General features: G+C 67.5%; 26 protein-coding genes and 1 pseudogene. 13 read left to right on the forward strand and 14 right to left on the reverse strand.

Annotated elements, in window-relative coordinates; genetic code table 11:
* Positions 1-158: 158 nt before the first annotated feature.
* Positions 159-1073, reverse strand: a complete 915-nt coding sequence (locus QXK92_RS28065) for an A/G-specific adenine glycosylase (protein ID WP_306247269.1) — start codon at positions 1071-1073, stop codon at positions 159-161.
* On the opposite strand from QXK92_RS28065, the gene QXK92_RS28070 reads away from it, so the two are divergent.
* Entirely contained in the window at positions 1072-1713 is a 642-nt protein-coding gene (locus QXK92_RS28070; protein ID WP_306247271.1) for a carbonic anhydrase, read from the forward strand. The two genes, QXK92_RS28065 and QXK92_RS28070, sit on opposite strands and share 2 nt — an antisense overlap.
* 90 nt (positions 1714-1803) lie before the next feature.
* Positions 1804-2604, forward strand: coding sequence for a hypothetical protein (locus tag QXK92_RS28075; protein WP_306247273.1), 801 nt, complete (start codon positions 1804-1806; stop codon positions 2602-2604).
* Here QXK92_RS28075 and disA read toward each other — a convergent pair whose 3' ends face one another.
* Genes disA through QXK92_RS28090 form a run of 3 tightly spaced genes read right to left on the reverse strand, consistent with a single transcriptional unit; the run spans position 2605 to position 5760 of the window.
* Entirely contained in the window at positions 2605-3681 is a 1077-nt protein-coding gene (gene disA, locus QXK92_RS28080) for a DNA integrity scanning diadenylate cyclase DisA (RefSeq protein WP_306247274.1), read from the reverse strand.
* 30 nt (positions 3682-3711) lie between these two features.
* Positions 3712-5130, reverse strand: a complete 1419-nt coding sequence (radA, locus tag QXK92_RS28085; RefSeq protein WP_306247276.1) for a DNA repair protein RadA — start codon at positions 5128-5130, stop codon at positions 3712-3714.
* A 57-nt stretch (positions 5131-5187) separates the two neighbouring features.
* Positions 5188-5760 (reverse strand): hypothetical protein, encoded by a 573-nt coding sequence (locus tag QXK92_RS28090; protein ID WP_371934318.1) that lies wholly within the window; start codon positions 5758-5760, stop codon positions 5188-5190.
* 330 nt (positions 5761-6090) lie between these two features.
* Here QXK92_RS28090 and carD point away from each other — a divergent pair, with 330 nt between their 5' ends.
* The 8 genes from carD (at position 6091) to QXK92_RS28130 (ending at position 13468) form a co-directional block, all read left to right on the forward strand.
* Positions 6091-6579 (forward strand): RNA polymerase-binding transcription factor CarD, encoded by a 489-nt coding sequence (gene carD, locus QXK92_RS28095; protein WP_065132069.1) that lies wholly within the window; start codon positions 6091-6093, stop codon positions 6577-6579.
* Complete coding sequence (ispD, locus tag QXK92_RS28100) at positions 6576-7253, forward strand: 2-C-methyl-D-erythritol 4-phosphate cytidylyltransferase (protein ID WP_306247989.1); 678 nt, start codon at positions 6576-6578, stop codon at positions 7251-7253. Before carD ends, ispD begins: the two co-directional genes overlap by 4 nt.
* Positions 7250-7729, forward strand: coding sequence for a 2-C-methyl-D-erythritol 2,4-cyclodiphosphate synthase (ispF, locus tag QXK92_RS28105; protein WP_306247279.1), 480 nt, complete (start codon positions 7250-7252; stop codon positions 7727-7729). The genes ispD and ispF overlap by 4 nt, the downstream gene beginning before the upstream one ends.
* A gap of 48 nt (positions 7730-7777) precedes the next feature.
* A complete protein-coding gene (gene cysS, locus QXK92_RS28110; RefSeq protein WP_306247281.1) occupies positions 7778-9184 on the forward strand; it encodes a cysteine--tRNA ligase in 1407 nt (468 codons plus the stop codon).
* Positions 9185-10114 (forward strand): 23S rRNA (guanosine(2251)-2'-O)-methyltransferase RlmB, encoded by a 930-nt coding sequence (gene rlmB / locus QXK92_RS28115; RefSeq protein WP_306247283.1) that lies wholly within the window; start codon positions 9185-9187, stop codon positions 10112-10114.
* Positions 10115-10698: 584 nt separating this feature from the next.
* Positions 10699-10998: a PE family protein gene (locus QXK92_RS28120; protein WP_306247285.1), complete on the forward strand. Its 300-nt coding sequence runs from the start codon at positions 10699-10701 to the stop codon at positions 10996-10998.
* A 30-nt stretch (positions 10999-11028) separates the two neighbouring features.
* Positions 11029-12237 (forward strand): PPE family protein, encoded by a 1209-nt coding sequence (locus tag QXK92_RS28125; RefSeq protein ID WP_306247287.1) that lies wholly within the window; start codon positions 11029-11031, stop codon positions 12235-12237.
* Between the two features lie 34 nt (positions 12238-12271).
* On the forward strand, positions 12272-13468 hold the full coding sequence (locus QXK92_RS28130; RefSeq protein WP_306247289.1) for a PPE family protein: 1197 nt from the start codon (positions 12272-12274) through the stop codon (positions 13466-13468).
* Between the two features lie 31 nt (positions 13469-13499).
* Here QXK92_RS28130 and QXK92_RS28135 read toward each other — a convergent pair.
* The 7 genes and pseudogenes from QXK92_RS28135 to QXK92_RS28165 form a co-directional block, all read right to left on the reverse strand.
* A pseudogene (locus tag QXK92_RS28135) lies at positions 13500-13658 on the reverse strand (arsenic transporter); the annotation flags it as partial.
* Positions 13659-13670: 12 nt separating this feature from the next.
* On the reverse strand, positions 13671-14591 hold the full coding sequence (locus QXK92_RS28140) for an MBL fold metallo-hydrolase (protein ID WP_306247291.1): 921 nt from the start codon (positions 14589-14591) through the stop codon (positions 13671-13673).
* Positions 14591-15349 carry a LamB/YcsF family protein gene (locus QXK92_RS28145; RefSeq protein ID WP_306247293.1) on the reverse strand — a complete coding sequence of 253 codons (759 nt, stop codon included), beginning with the start codon at positions 15347-15349 and terminating at the stop codon, positions 14591-14593. The genes QXK92_RS28140 and QXK92_RS28145 overlap by 1 nt, the downstream gene beginning before the upstream one ends.
* 26 nt (positions 15350-15375) lie before the next feature.
* Complete coding sequence (locus tag QXK92_RS28150) at positions 15376-16092, reverse strand: sensor domain-containing protein (protein ID WP_306247295.1); 717 nt, start codon at positions 16090-16092, stop codon at positions 15376-15378.
* 43 nt (positions 16093-16135) lie between these two features.
* Positions 16136-16984: a metal ABC transporter permease gene (locus QXK92_RS28155; protein WP_306247297.1), complete on the reverse strand. Its 849-nt coding sequence runs from the start codon at positions 16982-16984 to the stop codon at positions 16136-16138.
* Positions 16984-17784, reverse strand: a complete 801-nt coding sequence (locus QXK92_RS28160) for a metal ABC transporter ATP-binding protein (RefSeq protein ID WP_306247299.1) — start codon at positions 17782-17784, stop codon at positions 16984-16986. The genes QXK92_RS28155 and QXK92_RS28160 overlap by 1 nt, the downstream gene beginning before the upstream one ends.
* A 12-nt stretch (positions 17785-17796) precedes the next feature.
* The gene (locus QXK92_RS28165) at positions 17797-18735 is read right to left on the reverse strand and encodes a metal ABC transporter solute-binding protein, Zn/Mn family (RefSeq protein ID WP_371934607.1); all 939 of its coding nucleotides are present in this window, start codon (positions 18733-18735) and stop codon (positions 17797-17799) included.
* A 74-nt stretch (positions 18736-18809) separates the two neighbouring features.
* On the opposite strand from QXK92_RS28165, the gene QXK92_RS28170 reads away from it, so the two are divergent.
* Positions 18810-19889, forward strand: a complete 1080-nt coding sequence (locus QXK92_RS28170) for a substrate-binding domain-containing protein (protein ID WP_306247301.1) — start codon at positions 18810-18812, stop codon at positions 19887-19889.
* A 246-nt stretch (positions 19890-20135) separates the two neighbouring features.
* Here QXK92_RS28170 and kstR read toward each other — a convergent pair whose 3' ends face one another.
* Positions 20136-20735 (reverse strand): cholesterol catabolism transcriptional regulator KstR, encoded by a 600-nt coding sequence (gene kstR / locus QXK92_RS28175; protein WP_055577694.1) that lies wholly within the window; start codon positions 20733-20735, stop codon positions 20136-20138.
* 244 nt (positions 20736-20979) lie between these two features.
* On the opposite strand from kstR, the gene QXK92_RS28180 reads away from it, so the two are divergent.
* Both QXK92_RS28180 and QXK92_RS28185 read left to right on the forward strand, forming a co-directional pair.
* The gene (locus QXK92_RS28180) at positions 20980-23091 is read left to right on the forward strand and encodes an acyl-CoA dehydrogenase (protein ID WP_306247303.1); all 2112 of its coding nucleotides are present in this window, start codon (positions 20980-20982) and stop codon (positions 23089-23091) included.
* A 116-nt stretch (positions 23092-23207) separates the two neighbouring features.
* Positions 23208-24080, forward strand: a complete 873-nt coding sequence (locus QXK92_RS28185; protein WP_306247305.1) for a hypothetical protein — start codon at positions 23208-23210, stop codon at positions 24078-24080.
* A 137-nt stretch (positions 24081-24217) separates the two neighbouring features.
* Here the strand turns inward: QXK92_RS28185 and QXK92_RS28190 are convergent, their stop codons facing one another.
* A complete protein-coding gene (locus tag QXK92_RS28190; RefSeq protein WP_306247307.1) occupies positions 24218-24748 on the reverse strand; it encodes a hypothetical protein in 531 nt (176 codons plus the stop codon).
* A 46-nt stretch (positions 24749-24794) separates the two neighbouring features.
* A complete protein-coding gene (locus QXK92_RS28195) occupies positions 24795-25874 on the reverse strand; it encodes a ferredoxin--NADP reductase (RefSeq protein WP_306247309.1) in 1080 nt (359 codons plus the stop codon).
* Positions 25875-25910 lie beyond the last annotated feature (36 nt).

Below are 25910 nucleotides of genomic sequence, written 5' to 3' on the forward strand. Positions count from 1 at the left end.
GTCCGATGTACATACGAGGCACATTACGTGAGAAAAAATACGTCTGTCAAACATCACGAAATAAATTTCGTATAACGAGCTACGCAAGTGTAGGAATCCGCCTCAAAGTGCTCGACGACCGGATGTCGCGGGTCTGACCCGCTGGGGTGCCTGCCGGGTTACTGTCCCTCGCCCGCCAGTGCAAACCGCCCATCCGCCGTCTGGGTGACCAGGCCGTCGACAAGCAGTGAATACAGAGCGCGATCGCGCTGTGCGGTATCGGTCAGCCACGCCACGTCCAACTGCGCTCGAGTGACCGGAGAACTGTTGTTGCGCAACACATCCAGCAACCGCCCGCGAACCTGCCGGTCGGTGCCGGCGTAGGCCTGGACGCGGCGCGCGGGGGTGTCGCCGGCGGGGAAACCGGCGTCGCGCCATGTGCACTGCTGCAGTGGGCACACGCCGCACCTGGGTGCCCGCGCCGTGCAGACTGTCGCGCCGAGTTCCATCAGGGCCACCGAAAATATCGGCGCCACAGCGTCATTCGGAAGAAGCGCGGCGACGTCGGCGAGATCGCGGGTCGCCGAGGGGTTGCCCGCGTCGGCCCGCCCGTGGATGGCGCGGGCCACTACACGCCGAACATTGGTGTCCACCACGGGAACTCGCTGCCGATAGGCGAAACAGGCCACTGCCCGCGCGGTATAGCTACCGACACCCGGCAGCGTCAGCAACGTCTCCACGTCGTCGGGGACGACGTCACCGTGCTCGCTGGCGATGACAACGGCGCACTCGTGCAGGCGTTTGGCCCGCCGCGGATAACCCAGCTTGCCCCAGGCCCGCAGCACGTCTGCGGCACTGGCCGCCGCCGTCGCCGAGGGTGTCGGCCAGCGACGCACCCAGTCCGTCCAGATCGGCAGCACCCGGGACACGGGCGTCTGCTGCAGCATGAATTCGCTGACCAGGATCTGCCATGCGCTGACCCCTGGCTCGCGCCATGGCAGGTCCCGGCTGCACCGCTCATACCAGGCGACAAGATTGGTGGCCGGTATGTGTACTGGGCCGATCACGGGGTGTTCCGGCAGAATGTCTGGCATGCCCAACAGCAACCCGATAAGCGCCTGGAAAGCACTCAAAGAGGGTAACGAGCGATTCGTCGCCGGCAAGCCCGCCCACCCCAGTCAGAGCATCGACCACCGAGCCAGTCTGGCCGGCGGGCAGACGCCGACCGCCGTGATCTTCGGTTGCGCGGACAGCCGGGTGGCTGCCGAGCTGATCTTCGATCAGGGCCTCGGGGACGTATTCGTGGTGCGTACCGCCGGGCAGGCCATCGATAGCGCGGTGCTGGGATCCATCGAGTACGCGGTGATGGTGCTCAACGTCCCGCTGATCGTGGTGCTCGGCCATAACAGCTGCGGCGCGGTAAAGGCGACCATCGACGCCTTGGACGACGGCGCGATACCCGGCGGATTCGTGCGCGACGTCGTGGAACGGGTGGTCCCGTCGGTGTTGGCCGGCAGGCGTGACGGCCTGACCCGCATCGACGAGTTCGAGGAGCGGCATGTCAGCGAGACGCTCAAGCAGCTTGTGGCGCGTTCCTCCGCGATCGCGGATCGGGTGGCCGACAGCACCTTGGCGCTTGCCGGAGTGACCTATCAGCTCGCCGAAGGCAAGGCGGAGCTGGTGGACCACATCGGCGACATCGGCGAGCAGGCGCCGCAGGAGCAGGCGGTTTAGCGGCTCCTAACACGCGGCCTGTCCGGCTAACCCTGCGACACGCCGAGGCGGGTCAGTCAAAGATGCGTGACCTGCCCCTACCGTGGAAATGTGCTGGATCTGGAACCGCGTGGCCCGCTACCGACCGAGATCTACTGGCGGCGCAGGGGACTAGCCCTGGGCATCGCGGTTGTCGTGGTCGGGATCGCTGTCGCCATCGTCATCGCCCTCGTCAGTAGCAATGCCGGGGCCAAACCCGCCGACAAGCCCGCGTCCGCGCAGGGCCATTCTGGCTCCAATGCGCCGCAGGCCCCGGCGACGCAGCAGCCCGCCGGGCAGACCGAGGCTCCCGCCCCGGGAGCGCCCCCTGGAGCATTGAACCCGGAGTCGCCGACACCGACCGCCGCGGTCCAGCCGCCACCGGTGCTCAAGGACGGAGACGACTGCCCCGACGCGACGCTGGCCGTCAAGGGTCTGACCAACTCGCCCCAGTACTACATCGGCGACCAGCCGAAATTCACCATGGTGGTGACCAACATCGGCCTGGTGTCCTGCAAGCGCGACGTGGGTGCCGCGGTGCTGGCGGCGTACGTGTACTCGCTGGACAACAAGCGGTTGTGGTCCAACCTGGACTGTGCGCCGTCCAACGAGACGCTGGTCAAGACCTTCACCCCCGGCGAGCAGGTCACCACCGCGGTGACCTGGACGGGCATGGGGTCGGCGCCGAAGTGCCCGCTGCCGCGCCCGGCGATCGGACCGGGCACCTACAACCTGGTGGTCCAGCTCGGCAACCTGCGCTCGCAGCCGCTTCCGTTCGTGATGAACCAGCCGCCGCAGCCCCCGGGTCCGGCACCTGCCCCGGGTCCGGCGCTCGCGCCGCCGCCGGAGGCGCCGCCGGCGCAGGGCGGCTGATCAGTGCTCGGTGAGCGTGGATTCGGCCAGCTGCGATAGCCCCTCGCGGACGTGGCGGGCCCACATCGCACCGATGCCGTCCAGGGACTGAAGGTCGTTCGCGCTGGCCGCAAGTAGCCCCTGCAGCGTCCCGAACGAGCGGACCAGCAGGTCCACATGGGCGAATTGCAGGCGGGGGATCCCGGCCATGGCGCGGTACCCGCGCGGGCTCAACGCCGAATCCTGCGCCTCGGCGCTCGTCGGGTAACCGAAAACCTTTGCCAGCGCGGTGAAGTCGAGGAGTTCAGTGTCCGACAGCGAGTCCAGCTCCTCCAGCGTCGCGGCGATCTGCAACCTCGAAGGCGGCTCGGGATTGGCGTGATAGTCGCGCACGATCAGCTCGCGCGCGGCGTCGTTGCCGCCCAGCAGTTCCTCCTGCTGTAGCCGCAGCTGGCGCCCGTCGGTGCCCAGTTCGACCACGTCGTAGTCGATCGCCAGACCGATCCGGCGTACCAACTCGAGCCGCTGAACCACGGTCATCACGTCGCGCAGCGTGACGAAGTCTTCGATCTCGGCCCGCGACAGTTGCCGGGAAACCTCGTCGAGCCGGGTCTTGTAGCGCTCGAGGGTCGCGATGGCCTGATTGGCGCGCGACAGGATGGTCGCCGAGTCGGTCAGCACATGGCGTTCGCCGCCGACGTAGACGGTCACGATGTTCATCGAGTGGCTCACCGAGATGACCGGGTAGCCGGTCTGGATCGCCGCGCGCTCGGCCGAGCGGTGCCGCGTGCCGGATTCATCGGTGGGTATCGACGGGTCCGGTACCAACTGCACGTTCGCCCGGACGATGCGGCTGCCGTCCGTCGACAGCACCACCGCGCCGTCCATCTTCGACAACTCCCGCAGCCGGGTGGGGGCGTAGCGGACATCGAGCGGGAATCCGCCGTCGCAGATGGCCTCCACGTTCTCGTCGTAGCCGAGCACGATCAGGGCGCCGGTGCGGCCACGCAGGATGCGTTCGAGGCCGTCGCGCAACCCGGTGCCCGGAGCCAATCGGGCGACGGCCTCACGCAGGGTCGGACGAGTCACAGCGAGCATTCTGCTATGGCGGGCCGCGGAACGGGACCCCTACCGGCGGCTGCCGAGCGGCTGCAGCTCCACCTCGGCGGCCGCGCGGTGCTCGGCGATGCCGATCAGGTGCTGCAGCGCCTCGACGATGGTGGACGCGCTCAGAGCCCGCAGACCGGCCGGGATCGTCGTGCAGCCCGGCGGGACCAGCGCGATCGTGAAGCCCTGACGGGCGGCTTCGGCCAGCCGGCGGTCCATGCCGTGCACCCGCCGCAGATCGCCGGCCAGGCCGACCTCGCCGATCATCACCGCAGTGGTGGGCAGCGCCAGGTTGACGTATGCCGAGGCCAGTGCGGTCGCCACGGCCAGGTCTGACGAGGGGTCGGTCAACCGCATGCCGCCCACGGTGGACAGATAGATGTCGTTGACGGAAAGGCGCAGCTTGGCGTGCTTTTCGAGCACCGCGGTGATCATCGCGGCCCGGGAGTGGTCGATGCCGCTCACCGCCCGCCGCGGCGAGCCGCCGTTCGGGGTGGCCAGTAGCGCCTGCACTTCGCCGATGAGCGGCCGCTTGCCGTCCAGGGTCACCGTGATCGCGGTGCCGGGGACCGGATTCGGCCGCTGGTCCAGGAACAGGTTCGACGGGTCCGCGACTCCTTCGATGCCGCTGTCGTGCAAGAGGAAGCATCCCACCTCGTCGGCGGCGCCGAACCGGTTCTTGATGCCCCGAACCATCCGCAACGCGCCGTTGCGGTCGCCCTCGAAGTGCAGCACCACGTCGACGAGGTGTTCCAGGGAGCGCGGTCCGGCGATGGCTCCGTCCTTGGTGACGTGCCCGACGAGGATCATCGCGACGCCGTTGGCCTTGGCGGCCGCCGTCAGCGCGGCCGTCACGGCGCGCACCTGGGTCACGCCGCCGGCGACACCGTCGGCCTCGGTGGTGGACATCGTCTGCACCGAGTCGATGATCACCAGTGCCGGGCGCACCGTATCGATGTGCTCCAGGACGGTGTGCACGTCCGATTCGGCGGCCAGGTAGACCTCGTCGAACGCGGCGCCGGCGCAGCCGATCCGGTCGGCCCGCAGCCGCACCTGGCCGGCCGATTCCTCTCCCGAGATGTACAGCGCGCGCTGCCCGCGTTGCGCCCAGCAGTGGGCGACCTCCAGCAGCAGGGTCGACTTGCCCACGCCGGGATCGCCCGCCAGTAACGTCACCGAGCCGGGAACGACGCCGCCGCCCAGGACACGGTCGAGTTCGTCCACACCGGTGGACCGGTGCCGGCTCTTATTCGGCTCCACCGCGCTGATCGGCACCGCCCGCGACCCCGACGACACCGAGCGTTTCCCGTTGCCGACAGCGGCCAGTACGGCCACTTCTTCGACGGTTCCCCAGCTGCCGCAGTCCAGGCAGCGCCCGACCCACTTGGCGCTGACGTGGCGGCATTCCGAGCAGCGGTATTGCGATCGCGCGTTGGCCACCCCGTGACCGTATCGGGAGGCGGTGACAGTTCCCGGGAAGGAACGCCGACGGGCCGGTCAGGGGTGGGTCGAGCCCTCGTGCATCTGCGGCATGCCGGCTGAAATGGGTACCTGGACGCTGGCTTCGCCGGCCTTCTCGAACTTGAAGGTGAACTTGTACGTCAGGCCGTTGGTGATCGGCTTGGAGAGGTTGACGGTCGCCTTGGCGGCCCCGTTGCCCTCCGCGGGTCCCGGCGCCACGACCTGGCCCTCGGGTGTGCCGACGATCAGCAATTTGCCGGCCGGCAGCTTCGCGTCACCGGAGATCGTCACGTTGCCGATCTCGCTGGTGATGCCGGTCAGCCGGTCGTTGACGTCCGGTGAGTTGTTGACCGCCACCAGCACCAGGTCGACGGTCTTGCCGGGCTGCAGGAAGTCGCCGGTCGTCTGTGTCGCCTGAATGCGGATGTCGCGCAGCGCTACGTTGTTGATGGTGACCTTGTTGCCGTTGACAGCGGGCTCCTGGGCGGCTGTCTGGGAAATCTGGCCGGTTCCACAACCGCTGAGCGCGACCACGGCCAGCGCGACAGCGGCCAGCCATGCGGTCAGCTTCGCCGGGCGGAATGGCAGGCGGATGTTCGGGTGGTTCACGCAATGCCTCCTGGTCGGCCCCGTCGCAATTCAGGCGCAATTCAACTATGCAGAGTAGTAGCACGCTACCGCTGACGGTAGCGGCGGGATGCCCGGTGTGGACCTGCCGCCGGTCCCGGCCGTGTCCCGTTGGGCCGAGCGCCTGGTCCGCGCCTGGTCCGAAGGTGCTCCCAGCGCCGCGTGACTCTCGGTCCCGGCACCACCCCACTGCACGTCTAAGCCCGCCTGTCAACCCCTAAATTGCGCGTCGCGTGCCCCTGACCTGCACCGTTGATCTACACGCAGAAACCCGGCGTGTTAGAATGAACTAACGAAAGGGGCTCGAATCATATGATCTTCAAGGTCGGTGACACCGTCGTCTACCCACACCACGGTGCTGCGTTAGTCGAGGCGATCGAAACTCGGACCATTAAAGGGGAACAAAAAGAGTATCTCGTCTTGAAAGTTGCGCAGGGTGACCTGACTGTTCGAGTGCCCGCCGATAACGCCGAATACGTCGGCGTCCGCGACGTCGTCGGCCAGGAAGGCCTCGACAAGGTTTTCCAGGTACTGCGCGCGCCGCACACCGAAGAACCCACCAACTGGTCGCGTCGTTACAAGGCCAATCTGGAGAAGCTCGCCTCGGGCGATGTGAACAAGGTGGCCGAGGTTGTCCGTGACCTGTGGCGTCGTGACCAGGAGCGCGGTCTGTCGGCGGGCGAGAAGCGAATGCTGGCCAAGGCCCGCCAGATTCTGGTAGGCGAGTTGGCGCTGGCTGAAAGCACCGACGAGGCCAAGGCTGACACCATTCTGGACGAGGTCCTGGCTGCCGCCTCCTGAACGGAAACGTAATCGCGGTCGTACCGGCCGCAGGTTCTGGACGTCGGCTCGGTGCCGGCGTACCCAAGGCGTTTTACCAGTTGGAAGGACAGTCGCTGGTTGAGCGGGCCGTCGAAGGTCTGCGGGCGTCTGGCGTTGTCGACACCGTTGTTGTCGCGGTCCCTCCGGACCGCACCGACGAGGCAAAACTGATACTGGGGCACCTCGCCACGATCGTGGCCGGCGGGGCCAGTCGTACCGAATCGGTGCGGCTGGCCCTTTCGGCGCTGGCCGAACCGGGACCAGAGTTCGTCTTGGTGCACGACGCGGCACGGGCGCTGACACCCCCATCGCTGATCGTGCGCGTGGTGGAAGCGCTGCGAAGCGGCCACGGCGCCGTGGTGCCCGGGCTGCAGCTCGCCGACACCGTCAAGGCCGTCGACGCCAACGGTGTGGTTCTGGGAACGCCGGAACGAGCGGGGCTGCGCGCGGTCCAGACTCCGCAGGGCTTCGCCACCGAAGTGCTGCTGCGTGCCTTCGAACGGGCCGCTGCGGGCGCTGGCGATTTCACCGACGACGCATCGCTCGTCGAGCACACCGGCGGCCAGGTACAGGTGGTCGACGGCGACCCGCTCGCTTTCAAGATCACCACGCAACTCGATTTGTTGCTGGCCAGGGCTATAGTGCGCCAGTGATGCAGATGCCGCGCGTCGGCCTGGGCGTAGACGTGCATCCGATCGAACCCGGACGGCCATGTTGGCTGGTGGGTCTGCTGTTCCCCAGTGCGGACGGATGCGCGGGCCATTCCGACGGTGACGTCGCCGTCCACGCCTTGTGCGATGCCGTGCTGTCCGCCGCGGGCCTCGGCGACATCGGCGGCGTATTCGGTGTCGATGACCCGCGCTGGAAAGGCGTCACCGGGGCTGACATGCTGCGCCACGCCGTCGAGCTGCTCACCGAACACGGTTTCATGGTCGGTAACGCCTCCGTGCAGGTGATCGGTAACCGGCCCAAGATCAGCTGGCGCCGCTACGAGGCCCAGGCGGTGCTCTCCCGCCTGCTCAACGCGCCGGTCTCGGTGGCGGCCACCACCACCGACGGACTGGGGTTGACCGGACGGGGAGAGGGCCTCGCCGCCATCGCGACGGCGCTGGTCATTCCGCTCCGATGAACACCGGCCGACGGGGTGCCCGGGGCGCAGGCAGTAAGCTGGCACGTCGTGACTGATCGTGCCCAATTGCGGCTTCATGACACGGCGACGGGGGCCGTGCGTGATTTCGTGCCGTTGCGGGCCGGGCACGTCTCCATCTACCAGTGCGGCGCAACCCCGCAGGGGCTTCCGCACATCGGACATGTCCGAAGCGGCGTGGCCTTCGATATCCTGCGCCGCTGGCTGACAGCCCGCGGCTATGACGTGGCATTCATCCGCAACGTCACCGATATCGACGACAAGATCCTGAACAAGGCCGCGGCCGCCGGGCGGCCCTGGTGGGAATGGGCCGCCACCCACGAGCGGGCGTTCACCGCCGCCTACGACGCGCTCGACGTGCTGCCGCCGTCAGCAGAGCCGAGGGCCACCGGGCACATCACTCAGATGGTCGAATTAATGGAGCGGCTGATCGAAACTGGTCACGCATACCCCGCGGCCGGTGACGTCTATTTCGATGTGCTGAGCTACCCGGATTACGGCCAGCTCTCCGGTCACCGCATCGACGACGTCCATCAGGGCGAGGGCGTGGCCACCGGCAAGCGCGACCAACGCGACTTCACCCTCTGGAAGGGCGAAAAGCCCGGCGAGCCGTCATGGCCGTCGCCGTGGGGTCGCGGCCGCCCCGGCTGGCACATCGAATGTTCGGCAATGGCCCGCACTTACCTGGGGCCCGAGTTCGACATCCACTGCGGCGGAATGGACCTGATCTTCCCGCACCACGAGAACGAGATCGCCCAGAGCCGCGCGGCCGGTGACGGGTTCGCCCGCTTCTGGCTGCACAACGGCTGGGTGACCATGGGCGGCGAGAAGATGAGCAAGTCGCTGGGCAATGTGGTTGCCATCCCGGCGATGCTGCAGCGGGTGCGCCCGGCCGAGTTGCGTTACTACCTCGGCAGCGCGCACTACCGGTCGATGCTCGAATTCACCGAAACGGCGCTGCAGGACGCTGTCAAAGCCTATGTGGGCGTGGAGGACTTTCTGCACCGCGTGCGCAGCCGGGTGGGCGCCGTCTGTCCCGGGGAATGGACGCCGCGATTCGCCGCGGCCCTCGACGACGACCTGGCGGTACCCACGGCGCTGGCGGAGATCCACCACACGCGCGCCGACGGCAACCGCGCGCTGGATGCCGGTGATCACGAAGGTGCCCTCAGGAGCGCGTCCGCCATCCGCGCCATGATGGGGATCCTGGGCTGCGACCCGCTGGATGAGCGCTGGGAGACCCGCGACGAGACGTCGGCGGCGCTGGCCGCGGTCGACGTGCTGGTGCAGGCCGAACTCGAGAATCGCAAGAAGGCGCGCGACCAGCGCAATTGGGCGCTGGCCGATGAGATTCGCGACCGGCTCAAGCAGGCCGGCATCGAGGTCACCGACACCGCGGACGGCCCGCAGTGGACGCTGGGCGGTGACGGTAAGTAGATGGCCGGTAACTCACAGCGCCGGGGGGCGATCCGCAAAGCCGGCTCCAAGAAGGGGCCCACCGTCGGCTCGGGTGGGCAGCGCCGCCGCGCGCTGGAAGGTCGTGGTCCGACACCGCCGGCGCACCTGCGTCCCAACCATCCGGCCGCAAAACGGGCCAAGCCCCAGCAGCAGCGCCCGTCGAAGCCGGTGGACGAGGCCGAAACCGTACTGGGCCGCAATCCGGTGGTGGAATGCCTGCGTGCGGGAGTCCCGGCGACGGCGCTCTACGTCGCGCTCGGTGTCGACGCCGACGAGCGGGTGACCGAATCCGTCGCCCGCGCCGCCGACAAGGGGATCGCCATCCTCGAGGTGCCCCGCAGCGATCTCGACCGGATGACGGCCAACCATATGCATCAGGGCATCGCGCTACAGGTTCCGCCCTACGAGTACGCCCACCCCGACGATCTGGTGGCCAGCGCGCTGGAAACACCGCCGGCGTTGCTGGTCGCTCTGGACAACATCTCGGACCCGCGCAACCTCGGCGCGATCGTGCGGTCGGTGGCGGCGTTGGGTGGGCACGGTGTGGTGATACCGCAACGCAGGTCTGCCTCGGTGACCGCGGTCGCGTGGCGGACCAGCGCTGGGGCGGCGGCACGCATTCCGGTGGCCCGGGCCACCAATCTCACTCGGACGCTGAAGGATTGGGCCGATCGCGGATTGCGGGTGGTCGGCCTGGACGCCGGCGGCGACACCGTGCTGGACGACTTGGACGGCACTGACCCGATGGTGGTCGTCGTGGGTTCGGAAGGCAAAGGGCTGTCCCGCCTGGTGCGTCAGAACTGTGACGAGGTGGTGTCCATCCCGATGGCCGGACAGGCCGAATCGCTGAACGCCGCCGTTGCCGCCGGAGTGGTGCTGGCCGAAATCGCGCGGCAACGCAGAAGCTGAGCGGCGGCGCGGTCGTCGGGACGCGTTACCGGACTGTTCGGCGATTCGTAGCGCATCGTCGATACCAAGCACGATCGTTGGCAGCCGGGACGCCGTTCGAGATTGCTGGACGGCGGCGTGGGTCTGCGGATCGGCGCTAGGAGGCCATGTCCAGACGCGGCGCCGGTCCAAGAATCCCAGTCAGCGTTATGTCATGTAATTCTGTGAGAGTTCACAGGAACTGGTGTCGTCATAGTGAACTCAAAGACTTCGGCCAGGGGATCGGAGGTTCGGCCGGCGTACGCCGCCAGGCCTATTTCCGCAGGTCATGATCTAAATTCTGCCCGGTTGTTTAACGCATGCTGAACAAAAGTTTGCAAGCGGTGAATTGTTGGGGTTATCGGTTTCTGTGTCTTCGCTTTGGATCTACTGTCTTTCGCATGGGGTGGCCCGAAAACGATGGACCAAACACAGCTAGCGGTGTATCATCGCGCGCTTTTTGGTGTCACGTTGAGCGATAGCGGTTAGGCGCCGTCTCACGGCGATTCACGAACAACTGACCGGGTCTTGAACCCCAATCCCACTCAACCGCCGGAGGAATTCTCATGTCGTTTGTACGCACACTGCCCGAGCACTTGACGGCCGCCGCCAGCACGCTGCAGTCCCTGGGCGCGGCGTTGAACGTGGGCAGCGCGGCTGCTGCGGCGCCGATCACGGGCGTAGTTCCCGCCGCCATCGACGAGGTATCGATCCTGACCGCGGCACAGTTCGCCACCCACGGCCAGCGGTTCCAGGAGCTGAGCGCTCAGGCGGCCCGGATCCAGTCGATGATTGCGGCCAATCTGGCGACCAACGGCGCGAGCTACGCCGCGACCGAGGCGGCCAACGCCGTGTTGGCTCACTGAACGACCTGAGGCGATAGGGGAGTCATAGCAATGGTCGACTATGGAATGTTGCCGCCCGAGATCAACTCTGCACGGATCTACGCCGGGCCTGGTGCGGCGTCACTCGTGAGCGCGGCGGTGGCATGGGAGAACCTGGCCGCCGACTTCGCGGCCGCGGCCTCGGGGCACCGCTCGGTGATCGAGACTCTGACCAGCGGCCCGTGGCTGGGTCCGGCGTCAACAAAGCTGGTTTCGGCTGTCTCACCCTTCATCACCTGGTTGAGCAACAGCGCAGAACAGGCCGCGGAGACTGCGAGCCAGGCGGGCGTCGCCGCGGCCGCCTACGAGCGGGCCTACGCGGCTAGTGTTCCGCCACCCATCATTGCGGCAAACCGTGCATTGCTGCAGGAGCTGATCGCGACCAACATACTGGGCCAGAACAGTTCGGCGATCTCGACGCTCGAGGCTCAGTACGCAGAGTTCTGGGCGCAAGATTCCGGCGCGATGTACACCTATGCCGGTAGTGCGGCGGCCGCAACGAATCTCACGCCGCTCGCGGCGCCGGCGGACGCGGTAGACCCGATGGGGGTGGTCGACCAGGGCATCGCGGCGTTCAAGGCCGCCGGTACCGGCGTTCAGACTCAGCTGAACAACATCGGCTCGACGGTGGGCCCGAGGATTAGCGACGTGATGAAGACCTTGTCGTCGCCGCTGAATGGCCAAGGCGCTGCCATCGACGCGTGGATCATCGCCAACACCCCGTTGGACGACATCGTTCCGCTGTACAGCAAGTACATGTCGCCCTACATCAACTCCGTCGCTGCCATGATTCAGTCGACGCAGACTATCGGCCAGAACACCAGTGGTTTCTCCGGGCTAGGCGGTCTTGCGAACACTCTTCTCAAGCCGGCCGCACCAGCGGCAGCGAAGGCAGCCGAAGGTGCGGCGGCAGCGGCGAGCGGCGCTGGCCAGGCCGCGGCAGGCGCAGCCGGCAACTTGGGTGCCGGTCTTGGCGGTGTTGCCGGCAGCCTGGGTAAGGCGGTGCCGATCGGCGGCTTGTCGGCGCCGGCGAGCTGGGTCCCCTGGCACGCCACCACCAATCCTGGTATCGCGTCTGCGATTCCGGCCGCCGCCGAAGGCGGCAACAGCTTCCCGATGGCCCCGCCGATCGGACAGTTTGTCAACGGTGGTTACGGGCGCAATGTCCCGCAGTACGGCTTCAAGCCGTCGGTCATGGCCAAGCCGCCGGCCGCCGGCTGACCGGCCCGATCACCGCATACGGGGATTAATCGCGATGGTCGATTATGGACTTCTGCCGCCCGAGATCAACTCCGGGCGCATATATGCGGGACCGGGGGCCGGGCCGATGTTGGCTGCCGCAGCGGCATGGAGTGGCCTCGCCGGCGACTTCGAGGTCGCCGCGGCGGGCCATCGGTCGGTGGTCGCCGAGCTCACCAACGGGCCGTGGCTGGGGCCTGCGTCTGAGTCGCTGCTGTCGGCAGTGACGCCGTTCATCGCCTGGCTGGATAGCAGCGCGGCTGAGGCCGGTCAGGCCGCGGGTCAGGCGTTCGCGGCTGCGGCCGCCTTCGACACGGCATTCGCGGCGTCGATTCCGCCTCCGGTGATCGCGGCCAACCGTGCGCTGCTGGCGGCATTGGTTGCGACCAACATTCTGGGCCAGAACACGCCGGCGATCGCGGCAACCGAGGCTCTCTACCTCGAGTTCTGGGCTCAGGACGCGGCGGCGATGTACAACTACGCGGGCAGCTCGGCGGCGGCGACGCAGCTGACCGAGTTGCCCCAGCCCGCCGAGGCGACGGACCCCGGCGCTCTGGTTGACCAAGCCATTGCCGGCTTCAAGGGTGCAGGCCAGGCGGTTCAGGCCCAACTGAACAGCGTGGGAGCGCAGCTGATGCCCCGGGTGGGCGACCTGCTGCAAACACTCTCGTCGCCGCTGAATGGCCAATTCACGGCGATCGACCAGTGGCTCGTGGCCAACACGCCGCTTGACGACCTCGTGCCGCTCTACAGCAAATACATCTCGCCGTACATGAGTGCCTTCGCGCAGGGTCTGCAAGACACTCTCTTCGTCGGCGATGAAGTAGCGGGCTTCTCCAAGCTCGGCAGCGTCGCCAATGACCTGTTCACGACCGCGCAGGCTGCGGAAAAGGCGGCGCAGGCCGCGGCTGCGGCCGCGCCCAAACTGTCGAGCAGCGTGGGTGGCGTGGCCGCGGGGCTGGGCAGGGCTGTCCCGCTCAGCAGCGGACTGTCGGTACCGGTGAGTTGGACGTCGGCGACCGCCCAGGCCGGATCCGGAGTGACAGCGATCGGCAATGCCACCTCGATCTCGGCAGCGGCGGAAGGGGCGGTCGGCAGCAGCATGCCGGTGGCGCCGCCATTCGGGCAGTTCGTCAATGCCGGCAACGGCCGCCGTACCCCCGCGTACGGGCACCGCCTGACGTTCATGACGAGGCCGCCGGCGGCCGGCTAGCCCGCCCGGAAGGCTAGATCCCGAAGACCTGCACGCTCGCCCAGAGGGCGAGCACCGCCACCATGAGGCGGCGGCTACAAGCCGAGCCGGGAGTACTCGCGCGCGCCATCGCCGCACCGGCCGCCTCGAACAGGCCCTCGTCGTTGCACAGCCTGGCAAGCACCAGAACCGCACCCGGGAAAGCGAGGATCAGCAGCAGCGTCTATGCCCAGGGGTCTTCGCGGCGAAAGACCGTGGGTAGCTGCAGTTCAACTCCATCCCGCGCAGCCAGCTCGTCCAGCATTCGCATCGAGACGTTCAAATCGTCGCCCGCAAAAGGCAAGGCCCGCAACGGCTCTGTCAGCGGGCGGAAGAAGTCGTCCCAATGGATACCGACGACACGGCGCGCGCCGACGGCCCGCACCGTCTGATCCCAGTATTCGGTGATGTAGGACCGCGGCTGCAATCCGAGCTGCCCAACGCTGAGATAAGCGACATCGGCACTCGTGCCGTCGAGGGCACCCGGGACATAGCCGGCGCTGCCCTGAATAAGCACCCGCCGGCCCGACGGCCGGTGGTGGATGAGTGTCGACCATGACTCCCCGCAGCGGTATGCGGACGCTTTCACCGGCGGCTTGACCGGCGCGCTGATCGCGCCGGGGAACCGGTCGGGCGGGCAGTGGTGTGACTCGATCAGCGTTACGTCGAAGGCGCCCAAACTCATTGGCGCACCGGACACCGCGACGACGATCTGCTCGGCCGGGAGTCCGTATCCACGGCCCAGGTTGGCTGCCGACTCGCCGCCGATCAGCTTGGCCCTGGTGCGGTCGGCCACCAGGGCGGAGTCCAGCGCGTGGTCGATGTGGGTGTGCACGGGAATGACCGCGTCGAGCCGGGATACCTTGGCCCTCGCCAGACATCCGTCGACGCGGGCCGGTGACGGCGCCACCTTCCCGGCTGCTACCGCCGCCAGGCCGGGGCGGGAGAAATAGCCGTCGGTCATCAACGCCGAGTTGCCGTCGTCGACGATTATCGTGGCAACCCCCATCCAGGTCACCCAGAGCGGTGAATCATCTTCTGCCGGAGGAACATTGAAGCGTGCAGCATGCTGCGAGAGGTCGGGGCGCCCGAGTTTCAGTCGCATCAGCAGAAGGCTCCGATCTCGACCCCTGCGGTGCGGAGCTGCTCGTGCACGGCCGTCGCAATCTGCACGGCTCCGGGCGAATCACCATGCACGCAAACCGATTCCGCGGTGACCCGCAGCACCGTTCCGTCGGTCGCGGTCACCTCGCCGGCATTGACCATGTTCACCACCCGGCGTGCGATGACCGCCGGATCACCCAGCACCGCACCGGGTTCCCGGCGGGGAACCAGAGTGCCGTCGGGTTGGTAGGCGCGGTCGGCAAACACCTCGGCGACCGTGCGCAGGCCCCGGCGTCCGGCTTCCTCGAAGAACGCCGAACCCGCCATGCCCAGCACCGGCAACGAGGCATCCACCGTCGCTACCGCTTCGGCGACCGCGGCCGCTTGATCGCGATGCGAGACGATCGAGTTGTACAGCGCCCCATGGGGCTTGACGTAGGCCACCGTCGAGCCGGCGGCCTGCGCGATGGCCTGCAGGGCACCGATCTGGAAGACGACGTCGGCCAGCAGGTCCTCGGCAGAGACGTCGATGAACCGTCGGCCGAACCCGGCCAGGTCGTGGTAGCTCACCTGTGCGCCGATTCGCACGCCGCGCTCGGCGGCCGACCGGCATACCCGCAGCAGGCCGGCCGGGTCGCCGGCGTGAAAGCCGCACGCCACGTTGGCGCTGCTGACGATGCCGAGCATGGCGTCGTCGTCGCCGAGTTGCCAGACCCCGAATCCTTCGCCGAGGTCGGCGTTGAGGTCGATGCGGGCCACCTGGCCAGCTTAGAAGGCCGGGCCGGCTACAGCTTGGCGACCTTGGTGGCAATCTGGCCGGCGATCTGGGTCGCCGACGGACCGCTGATGTCATAAGCGCAGGTGACGACGTCGATGGCAAGGTTGTTGCGCACGGTCAGGGCACGCTGACAGGTCCAGCCGTCCCCGCCCTCCTGGACCTGCGAGCTGGTCAGCATGCCGTTGTCGTTGGTCACGTCGCCCACCGACCAGACGGTGGCGGGCTGGTTGGGGCTGACGTCGTTGAACCGGCGGTTGGAACACGACTTCCAGCTCTGCACCGAGGACTTGAAGAAGTTGCCGGCCTCCTGGGCGTCGGGAAAAGCGACCACCGCCTGAATCGCGTAGTGCTTGCGCTTCTTGGAGTCGTCGATGCTGTCGTCGAGACGCTGGCCGCGCATCGACGTCCACCCGGTGCCCTCGTAGACCCTGCCCTGCGCGGCGCCGTCGACGGCCAGGCAGTTCTTGTCGTTCACGTTCTTGCTCCAGTCCCACATCACCTTGGCGTTGAACCAGACCTTCATCGACGTGGCGCCGAGCGCACTGTTGATCTGGCTGGCGTCCAGCATCAGGTCGTCGAGCGCACTCACCGGTATCGGTGTCTGGTTGGCCAGGCCGGCCTTCTCCCCGGCGACAGCGTTGCCGTCGACGACGTCGGTGCAACCGGCCAGGAGCATGCATGCACCGGCCAGCACCGCGATCTGTAAGCGCACTGGATCCCCCATCCCGCGCCCCCGTTGGCGAGCGTTCTACCAGCTTAAATGCTGCTCAGCGGCGTCGCCCGAGTAACCAGCAAAACACGTAGATGACGAAGGAGATGGTGGCCACGAACACCGACACCGGAACACCCGGCGCCAGCGACAACACGATTCCGCCGACCGCTGCGAGCTCGGCGAACACCACCGACGTGGCGATCGCGGCAGCGGGCGCGCTCACCACGCGGGCGGCCGCCGCGGCCGGAGTGATCAGCAACGACATCACCAGCAGCGCCCCCACGATCTGGACGGCCTGCGCAGCCACCACCCCCACCAGTGCGGCGAACACGACGCCCAGCATGCGCACCGGCACGCCTCGGGCGGCCGCCACGTCCGGGTCGACCGTGGCGAACAACAGGGGGCGGTAGCAGAGGCCCAGTGCCACCATCACCAGAGCGCACACCACCGCCAGCATCAACAGGCCGGAGTAGCCGACCCCGACTATCTGACCGGTGAGCAATGCGAAGCTGGTCCCGGTGCGGCCCGGGTAGAGGTGGATGAACAGCACAGCCAGGCCCAGACCGAAGGCCAGCACCACTCCGATCACCGAGTCGCGCTCCCGCGCACGCTGACCCAGAATGCCGAACAGCGCTGCCGCCAGCGCACTGCCGACCAGGGCCCCGATCCCCACCTCGAAGCCGGCCAGCAACGCGAATGCCGCTCCGGTCAGCGACAATTCGGCCGAGCCGTGCACCGCGAACGACATCTGCCGCATTACGATGAACGGCCCGATCAGCCCGGCGACCAAACCCAGCAGGACCCCCGCGAGCAGGGCCTGCTGCACGAAGTCATGCCGGAGCAGATGGGCGGTCAGGTCGAAGGCGAATAGGTGGTCGAGCATTTCGGTCAGGCGCTCGTTCATCAGGCCTCGCCGTCCGGGGCGCCGACGACGAAGTAGCGGTCCTTCACTTTGACCACGTCGATGTCAGCCCGGTAGAGCTCGGACAGCGTCTGCGCCGTCATCACCTGGTCGACGCTGCCGATCCGAAAACGGCCGTCGACCAGGTACAGCACCCGAGCCACGTACGGCAGTATCGGATTCAGTTCGTGGGTGACGACGATGACAGCGGTCCCGACGTCACGCCGGCGCCGATTGATCAGCTCCGCGACCAGTTTGGCGTTGGCCGGGTCCAGGGTCAGCAGCGGTTCGTCGCACAGCAGCAGCGCCGGGTCGCTGACCAGCGCCTGCGCGATACGCAGCCGCTGCAGTTCGCCACCGGACATCAGACCCACCCGCCTGTCGGCCAGTCCTTCACCGTTGACCTGGCGCAGGGCCAGTCGGACGGCGTCGCGACGGCGGGCCCGGTGTGCGGCGCGCACCGGCAACGTGCCCCACCGATGCCCGTCCACGCCGAGACCGACCAGGTCGCGTCCGCGCAGCATCACCTCCCGATCGATCGGATGGTGTTGCGGCACATACCCGACCGGGCCGTGGACTTTCGCCACCCCGGCACTCAGCGGCTGCTGTCCGAGCAACACCTTGAGCAGTGAGGTCTTGCCGGTTCCGTTGGGTCCGAGCACCGCTACGAATTCACCGGCCGCCACCGACAGGTCGAGGTGGTCCCAGAGCACCCGGTCGCCGAAGGCCAGCCGGGCACCAGACAGCGCGACTACTTCACGGCTCGCGGATGCCAGCTGCCCGACTGCGGCGGGACGGCTCACGGATGTCACGTGTCAGCTGCCGGTCTGCAGCGCCGTCGTCAGCTGGGTGACGGTATTGCGCTGCCAGGTCAGGTAATCGGATCCGGTGGGCAGGGTCTCGGACACCTCGGTCACCGGCACACCGGCGTGCCGGGCGGCGGCCTGCAGGTCGGCCGTTGCTGCGGTCGCGGTCTGCGGATTGATCAATAGCGCCACCACCTCCCGGCGGTTGATCAGGTCCAGGGCGGAGGCCATGTCGGCAGGGGCGGGATCGGCGTCGTTCTCGTTGGCCGCCGCGAAACCGACGGGGGTGCGATTGATCAGTCCCGCGGCGGCGAGTAGGTAATGCACGACGGGCTCGGTGGCGATGACGCCGGCGGACGGATGCGCGGTGGCGATCGCGCGCTCTGAGGTGGCGATCGCGTCGGCGCCGCGCCCGAATTGGGCGGCGTTGGCGCGGTATTGCGCAGAGTCGGGCGGGTCGATCATCGCCAGCCGCTCCGCGATGGCGATGGCCACCGCTTTGGCGACGGCGAGGTTGTAGAACACGTGCTCGTTGGGTGCCTCGCTCACCGGACCCAGAAAGGAGTAGGCGTCGATGGCATGGATCCCGGGATGTCCGGCCAGCACCCGGTCGACCCACGGGTCGTACCCACCGCCGTTGTAGACCACGAGATCGGCGTCGGCGAGCGTCGCCGCGTCGGCGGGGGTCGCCTGGTAGGAGTGAGGATCGGCGTCGGGTCCGGTCAGGATGGATTTGACGGCGATGTGCCCGCCGGCAACTGCGCGTGCCACGCTGCCCCAGACTTCCGTGGAGGCCACCACCGCGACCGCCCCCGGGTGCTCCGGACCACTGCCGGCGGCGCAAGCTGTTAGGGCGGTGCAGCCCGTCAGTGCGGCGCAGCAGAGCAGGCTGAGCGCAAGCCACTTCCGCACGTCGCATCCTCTCGCCAGGCCGGTTGGCCGACCCATAATACTAATGAAAATCGTTTCCATTAGAAAGTCGGTCGATGCGACCGGCGGTATGCGTTGTAGCGTCACCGAACGTGAGTCCCACACCGCGCAGGCGGGCGACTCTGGCGTCGTTGGCAGCCGAGCTCAAAGTGTCGCGCACCACGATCTCGAACGCCTTCAACCGGCCAGATCAGCTCTCGCCAGAACTCCGTGACCGGGTGTTCGCCACGGCCAAGCGGCTGGGCTATGCGGGACCCGACCCGGTGGCGCGCTCGCTGCGCACCCGCAAGGCCGGCGCGGTGGGTCTGGTGATGACCGAGCCGCTGACCTATTCCTTCAGTGACCCGGCGGCGCGCGACTTCGTGGCAGGCGTGGCGCAATCGTGCGAAGAGCTGGGCCAGGGCCTGCTCTTGGTGGCGGTGGGTCCCAATCGCAGCATCGAGGACGGGACGTCGGCGGTGCTGGGGGCCGGGGTGGACGGGTTCGTGGTGTATTCGGTGCGCGATGACGATCCCTATCTGCAGGTGGTCCTGCAGCGGCGGCTGCCGGTGGTGGTGGTCGATCAGCCCGTGGACCTGCCGGGGGTGTCCCGGGTCGGCATCGACGACCGGGCGGCCATGCGCGAGATGGCCGAGTACGTGCTGAGTCTGGGGCACCGGGAGATCGGGCTGCTGACCATGCGGCTGGGCCGGGACCGGCGTCAGGGCCTGGTGGACGCCGAGCGGCTGAAGTCGCCGACCTTCGACGTGCAGCGGGAACGGATCATCGGTGTCTGGGAGGCGATGACGGCCGCCGGAGTGGATCCCGACTCGCTCACCGTGGTGGAGAGCTACGAGCACCTGCCGACCTCCGGCGGCGACGCCGCCAAGGTGGCATTGGAGGCCAATCCGCGCATCACCGCGCTGATGTGCACCGCCGACATCCTCGCCTTATCGGCGATGGATTACCTTCGCGCACATGGCATTTACGTTCCGGGGCAGCTGACGGTCACCGGATTCGACGGTGTCGATGACGCGCTGAGCCGCGGCCTGACCACGGTCGCGCAGCCCAGCCTGCAGAAGGGCCGCCGGGCCGGCGAACTAGTGCTCAAGCCGCCGCGGTCCGGGTTGCCTGCGGTCGAACTGCTCCCCACCGAACTGATCCGGGGACGCACCTCGGGACCGCCCGCCTAGCCGAACTGTCGCGACCCGCTAGCCAGATGGTCGCGACCCGCAGCGACCGGCCTACGGCCGCTCTTGCGATCGCGACTAGCCAGATGGTCGCGACCCGCAGCGACCGGCCTACGGCCGCTCTTGCGATCGCGACTAGCCAGATGGTCGCGACCCGCAGCGACCGGCCTACGGCCGCTCTTGCGATCGCGACTAGCCAGATGGTCGCGACCCGCAGCGACCGGCCTACGGCCGCTCTTGCGATCGCGACTAGCAGTTCTCGTGATCGCCGATCAGCAGGCGCACGGCAAGATCGAGTCGCTTGCTCACGTCGGTGGCCGAGGCGCGCCGGGTGAGCCAGGCCAGCAGGTTGGACAGCCACACGTCCGAGATCACCCGGGCGATGTGGTACTGGTCCTCGGTCGGTTCGCCGTCGCTCATGGCCCGGGCGAACATGCTGTCGATCAGCTTCTCCACCTGGTCCACTTCGCTGGCCGCCGACGCGTCGGCGAACACGTACGCGCGCGTCATCGCCTCGGTCAGGAGCGGATTGCGCTGCATGGCGCGATTGAGCTTGCCCACCATGAAGCTCAGTCGCTCGAACGGCGTGCCGCCCGCCATTGCCGAACGGTCGGTCTTGGCGTCGATGCGGCTGAACTCGCGGCCCAGGGCCGACACCAGCAGGTGCACCTTCGACGGGAAGTACCGGTAGAGCGTCCCCACCGCCACGTCGGCGCGGTCGGCCACGGCACGCATCTGCACCGCCTCGTAGCCGCCCTTGGACGCAATGGCCATGGTGGCGTCCAGGATCCGCTTGCGGCGCTCGCGTTGTGCTTCCGAGCCCAGCTCGGATTCAGCCAGTACGGCCATGTTCACAACCTCGCGCGGTTGGCCGTCGGGCGACATGTGGAAGGCAGCTCCTCGTGCGGGCGATTCGATCGCAAACGATACGCATTCTTCGCGTAAATCTCCCACCTCCCCATCGCCGGGCCAACGTCGTGTACTGGCCTGATGGCCACCGACTTGACGGTTGATTGTTTCCACTATTAGAACACGTTCTAGTGTGGAGGAAAGATATCTTGGTATGTGAATTTGATGACGCGGAGGACTGCTGGTGGTAGCGACCGTCACCGATGAACAGTTCGCGGCTCGCGAGCTGGTGCGCGACTGGGCCCGCAGCGCGGCGTCGGGGGAGACCGCGAGCGCGGCCGTACGCGCCGTGGAGCAGGGCGACCCGCAAGCGTGGCGCCCGTTGTTCGCCGCGCTTGCCGACCTCGGGCTTTTCGGTGTCGCGGTCGCCGAGGACGACGGCGGCGCCGGTGGCAGCATCGCGGACCTCTGCGCGATGGTCGAGGAAGCCGCCAAGGCGCTGGTGCCGGGACCGGTCGCCACGACCGCGCTGGCAACCCTGGTCGTCACCGATACCGAGCTCCTGGGCGCGCTGATGGCCGGTGAACGCTTCGCCGGACTGGCGCTCGAGGGCGACGTGTCGGTGGACGGGCAGGCGGCGTCCGGTTCGGTTCCCTGGGCGCTGGGCGCCGCGACGGGTGGAGTGCTGTTGTTGCCCGCCGGCGATACCTGGGTGCTCGTCGACCTGGACGCCGACGGCGTGGCGCTGGAACCGTTGGCGGCCGCCGACTTCTCCCGGCCGCTGGCCCGGGTGGAGCTGACGTCGGTGCCTGCCACGGTGATCGAGGCTCCCGGCCTGCGTGACCTGGCCGCGACTCTGTTGGCGGCCGAAGCCGCCGGGGTGACCCGGTACGCGCTGGAAACCGCGGTCGCTTACGCGAAGGTTCGTGAGCAGTTCGGCAAGCCCATCGGCAGCTTCCAGGCCATCAAGCACATCTGCGCGGAGATGCTGTGCCGCGCGGAGCAGGCCGAGGTGGCCGCCAGTGATGCAGCCAGGGCGGCGTCCGATCCGGATTCCTCGCAGTTCGCGATCGCGGCCGCCGCGGCCGCGAGCATCGGGATCGCCGCGGCCAAGGCCAACGTCAAAGACTGCATCCAGGTGCTCGGCGGAATCGGCTGCACCTGGGAACACGACGCGCATCTCTATCTGCGTCGCGCGCACAGCATCAGCCGGTTCTTGGGTGGTCTGGAGCACTGGCAGCGCAGAGTCGCCGCGCTGACCCAGGACGGTGTGCGGCGCAAACTGTCCGTCGACCTGACCGAGGTCGAGGGGCAACGCGCGGAGATCGCGGCTGCGGTCGCCGACGTGGCTGCGTTGCCCGTCGAGAAACGACAGGTCGCGCTGGCCGAAGCTGGGCTGCAGGCGCCGCACTGGCCGGCGCCCTACGGGCGGGGAGCGGGGCCGGCCGAGCAGTTGTTGATCGACGAGGAGATGGCCTCGGCGGGCGTCGAGCGGCCGGATCTGGTGATCGGGTGGTGGGCGGCGCCGACCATCCTCGAGCACGGCACGCCTGAGCAGATCGAGCGCTTCGTCCCCGCCACCCTGCGTGGTGACTTCCTGTGGTGCCAGCTGTTCTCCGAGCCGGGCGCCGGTTCGGACCTGGCGTCGCTGCGCACCAAGGCCGTGCGTGGGGACGGTGGGTGGCTGCTCACCGGGCAGAAGGTCTGGACGTCGGCCGCACAGAAGGCTGCCTGGGGGGTCTGCCTCGCCCGGACCGACCCCGAGGTGCCGAAACATAAAGGCATCACCTATTTTTTGGTCGATATGAAGTCGCCGGGCATCGAGATCCGGCCACTGCGCGAGATCACCGGCGACTCGTTGTTCAACGAGGTCTTCCTGGACAACGTGTTCGTCCCCGACGAGATGGTGGTCGGCTCGGTCAACGACGGCTGGCGGCTGGCCCGCACCACGCTGGCGAACGAGCGAATCGCCATGGCGACCGGAACCGCGCTGGGCAATCCGATGGAAGAGCTGCTCCGGGTGTTGTCTGAGATGGATCTCGATGCGGCGCAACAGGATCGGCTGGCCCGGTTGATCCTGCTGGCGCAGGCCGGGGCGCTGCTCGATCAGCGCATTGCGATGTTGGCCGTCGGTGGGAAGGATCCCGGGGCGCAGTCCAGCGTGCGGAAGCTGATCGGGGTGCGCTACCGGCAGGAGCTCGCCGAATTCACCATGGACGTGTCCGAGGGCGGCGGGTTGGTGCACAACCGTGCGGTGTTCGACTTCCTCAACACGAGGTGTCTGACGATCGCCGGAGGTACCGAGCAGATCTTGTTGACGGTGGCTGCCGAACGGTTGCTGGGGTTGCCGCGGTAGGTCTCTAGGCGGTTGCTGTTCGCCGAGCCTGTAGATGTGGTGGGCTTTACACGCACTTTCGCTGCGGATTTACAGGGTCGGTGGGGCTGTCGTACCCCGAAGCCACTATCAAGGCCATGTCGGCAAATGTGTTCAGAGGCAGTGAGGCGATCGCACGGGGAGATTTGACCCGACACGAGTTGCGACGGTGGTATCGCCGGATCTTCCCCGGAATTTATAGCCCGGCGGGACAACAGCTTTCGCTGCGAGAACGGACCTTTGCGGCATGGTTGTGGTCGCAGCAGCGTGGGGTCGTCGCCGGGGTGGCGGCGTCGGCATTGCATGGCGCGCAGTGGGTCGACGCCGATGTGCCCATCGAGTTGGTCTGCCCCAGCACCAGGCCACCAGCTGGCATCGCTGCTCGTGAGCAGACCTTGGCGGATGACGAAGTCACTCGGATAGCCGGCCTGCCGGTCACAACGTTGATCCGAACGGCGTACGACCTGGGGCGCCTTTTGCCGCGGGATCAGTCGATAACACGGCTGGATGCTTTGATTCGCGCGACGCGGTTCTACCCTGACGCTGTGCTCAGGTTGTCGGAGCGGTACCCGGCAGCACGCGGCATCCGAAGGTTGAGGGCCGCCATGGATCTTCTCGACGGCGGCGCCGCGTCGCCGAAGGAAACCGAACTTCGCCTGTTACTGATCGATGCGGGCTTTCCGAGGCCGGTCACCCAGAACCCGATCGTCGTCAACTTTCACACTCTAGCCCTGCTCGACATGGGGTGGCCGGAGTTCGGCGTGGCGGCCGAGTATGACGGCGACGAACACCGGAGCTCACGCCCGCGCTACGTCTGGGACCAGAAACGGCTGCGCAAGCTGCAGGACTTGGGCTGGATCGTGGTGCGCGTCATCGGCGAGGACACACGCGAAGAAGTCATCGAACGCGTCCGGCGGGCACTGGTTGGGCGGGGATGGCGACCGCAGAGGGCGAAGGCGCTGGCGGGGTAGCCCGCGCAATGTGCCCTGTCGCGGAGTCGGTTTCGCCGAGGCTGTAATTCTGCAGCTGGTTACTCGTACTTTCGCTGCCTTTTTACAGGCTGGAGGAGCGGATTGCCTTGTCACGGGCCGCACGACAGCAAGGCGACCTAGGAGAAATTCGTCTGCGCGCAGGTGCTCGGCGAAGTCAGGTTGACGCCCGAGTACACCACCTGCATATGGGTGCACACGAAGACCATCACGTTGGTCATCGGCTGGCCGGTCGCCCAGCTCGTCGAGTCGATGACGCCAGTGGTCTGGTACTTGTCCGGCGGTCCCTCGCCGAAGTAGACGGTGGTGATCACGTCGCCCCCGCCGGTCTTCATCACCCGCTCGAACTGGCTGGTGGCATGGGCATCCAGATAGGCCACCCGGCTGTTGGAGCGGATCTCGGTGGTTTGGCGCGCCCAAAGCCCGGGCGGGAAGCCGGCCGGGCCGTCGGGTGTCATCAGGTTTGCTCCCGCGACGAAGTCGCAGCTGCCATTGCCATGGCAGTCGACGAAGCTGTGCGTCTGAATCTGGGTGGCGTCATCCACCGGGAAGAGCGTGGTCGCGGTATTGCTGGCGGCCAAAGCCATTGGAGCGGGCGCCAACGCGATCAGCAGCCCGCCCAGCGCCAGACCCGGTAACAGCCGCTTCATCCTGCTCCCCTTCCCACCGATTCCCACGCAGAACTTATCCCCGCGACTACTCGTCGTAGGTCACTTCTACCGAATCAGATTCCGGGTGAGATTGACAGGCCAGAATTAGCCCGTCGTCGATGTCCTGCTGTTCGAGCACGTCGTTGACCTCCATGCTCACTTTGCCGCTGCGCAGAGTGACGGCGCAGGCGCCGCAGTGGCCCTCCCGGCAGGAGAACGGAGCGTCCAGGCCCTGGGCGAGCAGTACGTCGAGCAGTTTGGCGCTGCGCGGCCAGGACACGGTGTGGGTCTCGCCGTCGAGTTCCACCACGGCGGTGGCCGGCGCCTCGTCACCGTCGTCCTCGATTTTCACGGCCGCGAACGGATCGGACTCCAGCGACTTGAACACCTCGATGTGCACCTGCTGCGCAGGCACTTTCAGCGTCTCCAGCGCCACGCGCGCCGCCTCCATGAACGGCCCCGGCCCGCAGATGAAGGCAGGGCGGCCGGTGAATGGTGCCGCCAGCGCCGCCAGCGCGGCCGCGCTCGGCAGGCCCTGCAGCGATTCCAGCCAGTGCACGACGGTCAGCCGGTCCGGGTACTTGGCAGCCAGCTCGCGCAGCGCCTCCCCGAAGATGACCGAGCGGTCGTCCCGGTTGGCGTAGACCAGCGTCACCCGCCCGCTGCCTTCCGACAACGCCGACTTGCAGATGGACATGATCGGGGTGATCCCGCTGCCCGCGGCGAGTAGCAGGAAATCGTCGTCCAGCGTCTTGGGCACAAAGGTGCCCGAAGGGGCGAGCACATGGATGCGCATGCCCTTGTGCGCGTGGTCGCACAGCCAGTTGGACGCGTAGCCGTCCGCCGTCCGCTTGACCGTCACGGTCAGCGAGTCGTCGGTGAACGGCGAGCTGCACAGTGAGTAGCAGCGCGCCACCGAGCCGGTGCGGTCGCTGGGCACCCGCAGCGTCAGAAACTGGCCGGGGGCATAACGCAGCCGTTCGGCCGGGACGGGTGCATCGCCGGGTGCCTCGAATACCAGCGACCGTGCGTCGTCGGTTTCGGCGACAACCTCGGCGATCTGCAGCTCCAGGACATGGTCGCCCAGCGGCTCGTCGGGTGCGTGGTCCAGATCCGCCTCGGTCAAGGCGCTTCCTCTCTTCGGTCTCAACTAGAACATGTT

Origin of the sequence: Mycobacterium sp. TY815 (assembly GCF_030755135.1) — a bacterium.
GTDB lineage: Bacteria > Actinomycetota > Actinomycetes > Mycobacteriales > Mycobacteriaceae > Mycobacterium.

What these genes read in the sequence shown, in the direction of transcription:
- rlmB (WP_306247283.1), top strand. Translation starts at nt 9,185, where the DNA reads ATGGCCGGTAACTCACAGCGCCGGGGGGCGATCCGCAAAGCCGGCTCC.
- QXK92_RS28125 (WP_306247287.1), top strand. Translation starts at nt 11,029, where the DNA reads ATGGTCGACTATGGAATGTTGCCGCCCGAGATCAACTCTGCACGGATC.
- QXK92_RS28165 (WP_371934607.1), bottom strand. Translation starts at nt 18,735, where the DNA reads ATGGGTCGGCCAACCGGCCTGGCGAGAGGATGCGACGTGCGGAAGTGG.
- QXK92_RS28190 (WP_306247307.1), bottom strand. Translation starts at nt 24,748, where the DNA reads ATGAAGCGGCTGTTACCGGGTCTGGCGCTGGGCGGGCTGCTGATCGCG.
- carD (WP_065132069.1), top strand. Translation starts at nt 6,091, where the DNA reads ATGATCTTCAAGGTCGGTGACACCGTCGTCTACCCACACCACGGTGCT.
- QXK92_RS28150 (WP_306247295.1), bottom strand. Translation starts at nt 16,092, where the DNA reads ATGGGGGATCCAGTGCGCTTACAGATCGCGGTGCTGGCCGGTGCATGC.
- QXK92_RS28185 (WP_306247305.1), top strand. Translation starts at nt 23,208, where the DNA reads ATGTCGGCAAATGTGTTCAGAGGCAGTGAGGCGATCGCACGGGGAGAT.
- QXK92_RS28130 (WP_306247289.1), top strand. Translation starts at nt 12,272, where the DNA reads ATGGTCGATTATGGACTTCTGCCGCCCGAGATCAACTCCGGGCGCATA.
- QXK92_RS28120 (WP_306247285.1), top strand. Translation starts at nt 10,699, where the DNA reads ATGTCGTTTGTACGCACACTGCCCGAGCACTTGACGGCCGCCGCCAGC.
- QXK92_RS28070 (WP_306247271.1), top strand. Translation starts at nt 1,072, where the DNA reads ATGCCCAACAGCAACCCGATAAGCGCCTGGAAAGCACTCAAAGAGGGT.
- disA (WP_306247274.1), bottom strand. Translation starts at nt 3,681, where the DNA reads ATGCTCGCTGTGACTCGTCCGACCCTGCGTGAGGCCGTCGCCCGATTG.
- kstR (WP_055577694.1), bottom strand. Translation starts at nt 20,735, where the DNA reads ATGGCCGTACTGGCTGAATCCGAGCTGGGCTCGGAAGCACAACGCGAG.
- QXK92_RS28065 (WP_306247269.1), bottom strand. Translation starts at nt 1,073, where the DNA reads ATGCCAGACATTCTGCCGGAACACCCCGTGATCGGCCCAGTACACATA.
- QXK92_RS28140 (WP_306247291.1), bottom strand. Translation starts at nt 14,591, where the DNA reads ATGCGACTGAAACTCGGGCGCCCCGACCTCTCGCAGCATGCTGCACGC.
- QXK92_RS28155 (WP_306247297.1), bottom strand. Translation starts at nt 16,984, where the DNA reads ATGAACGAGCGCCTGACCGAAATGCTCGACCACCTATTCGCCTTCGAC.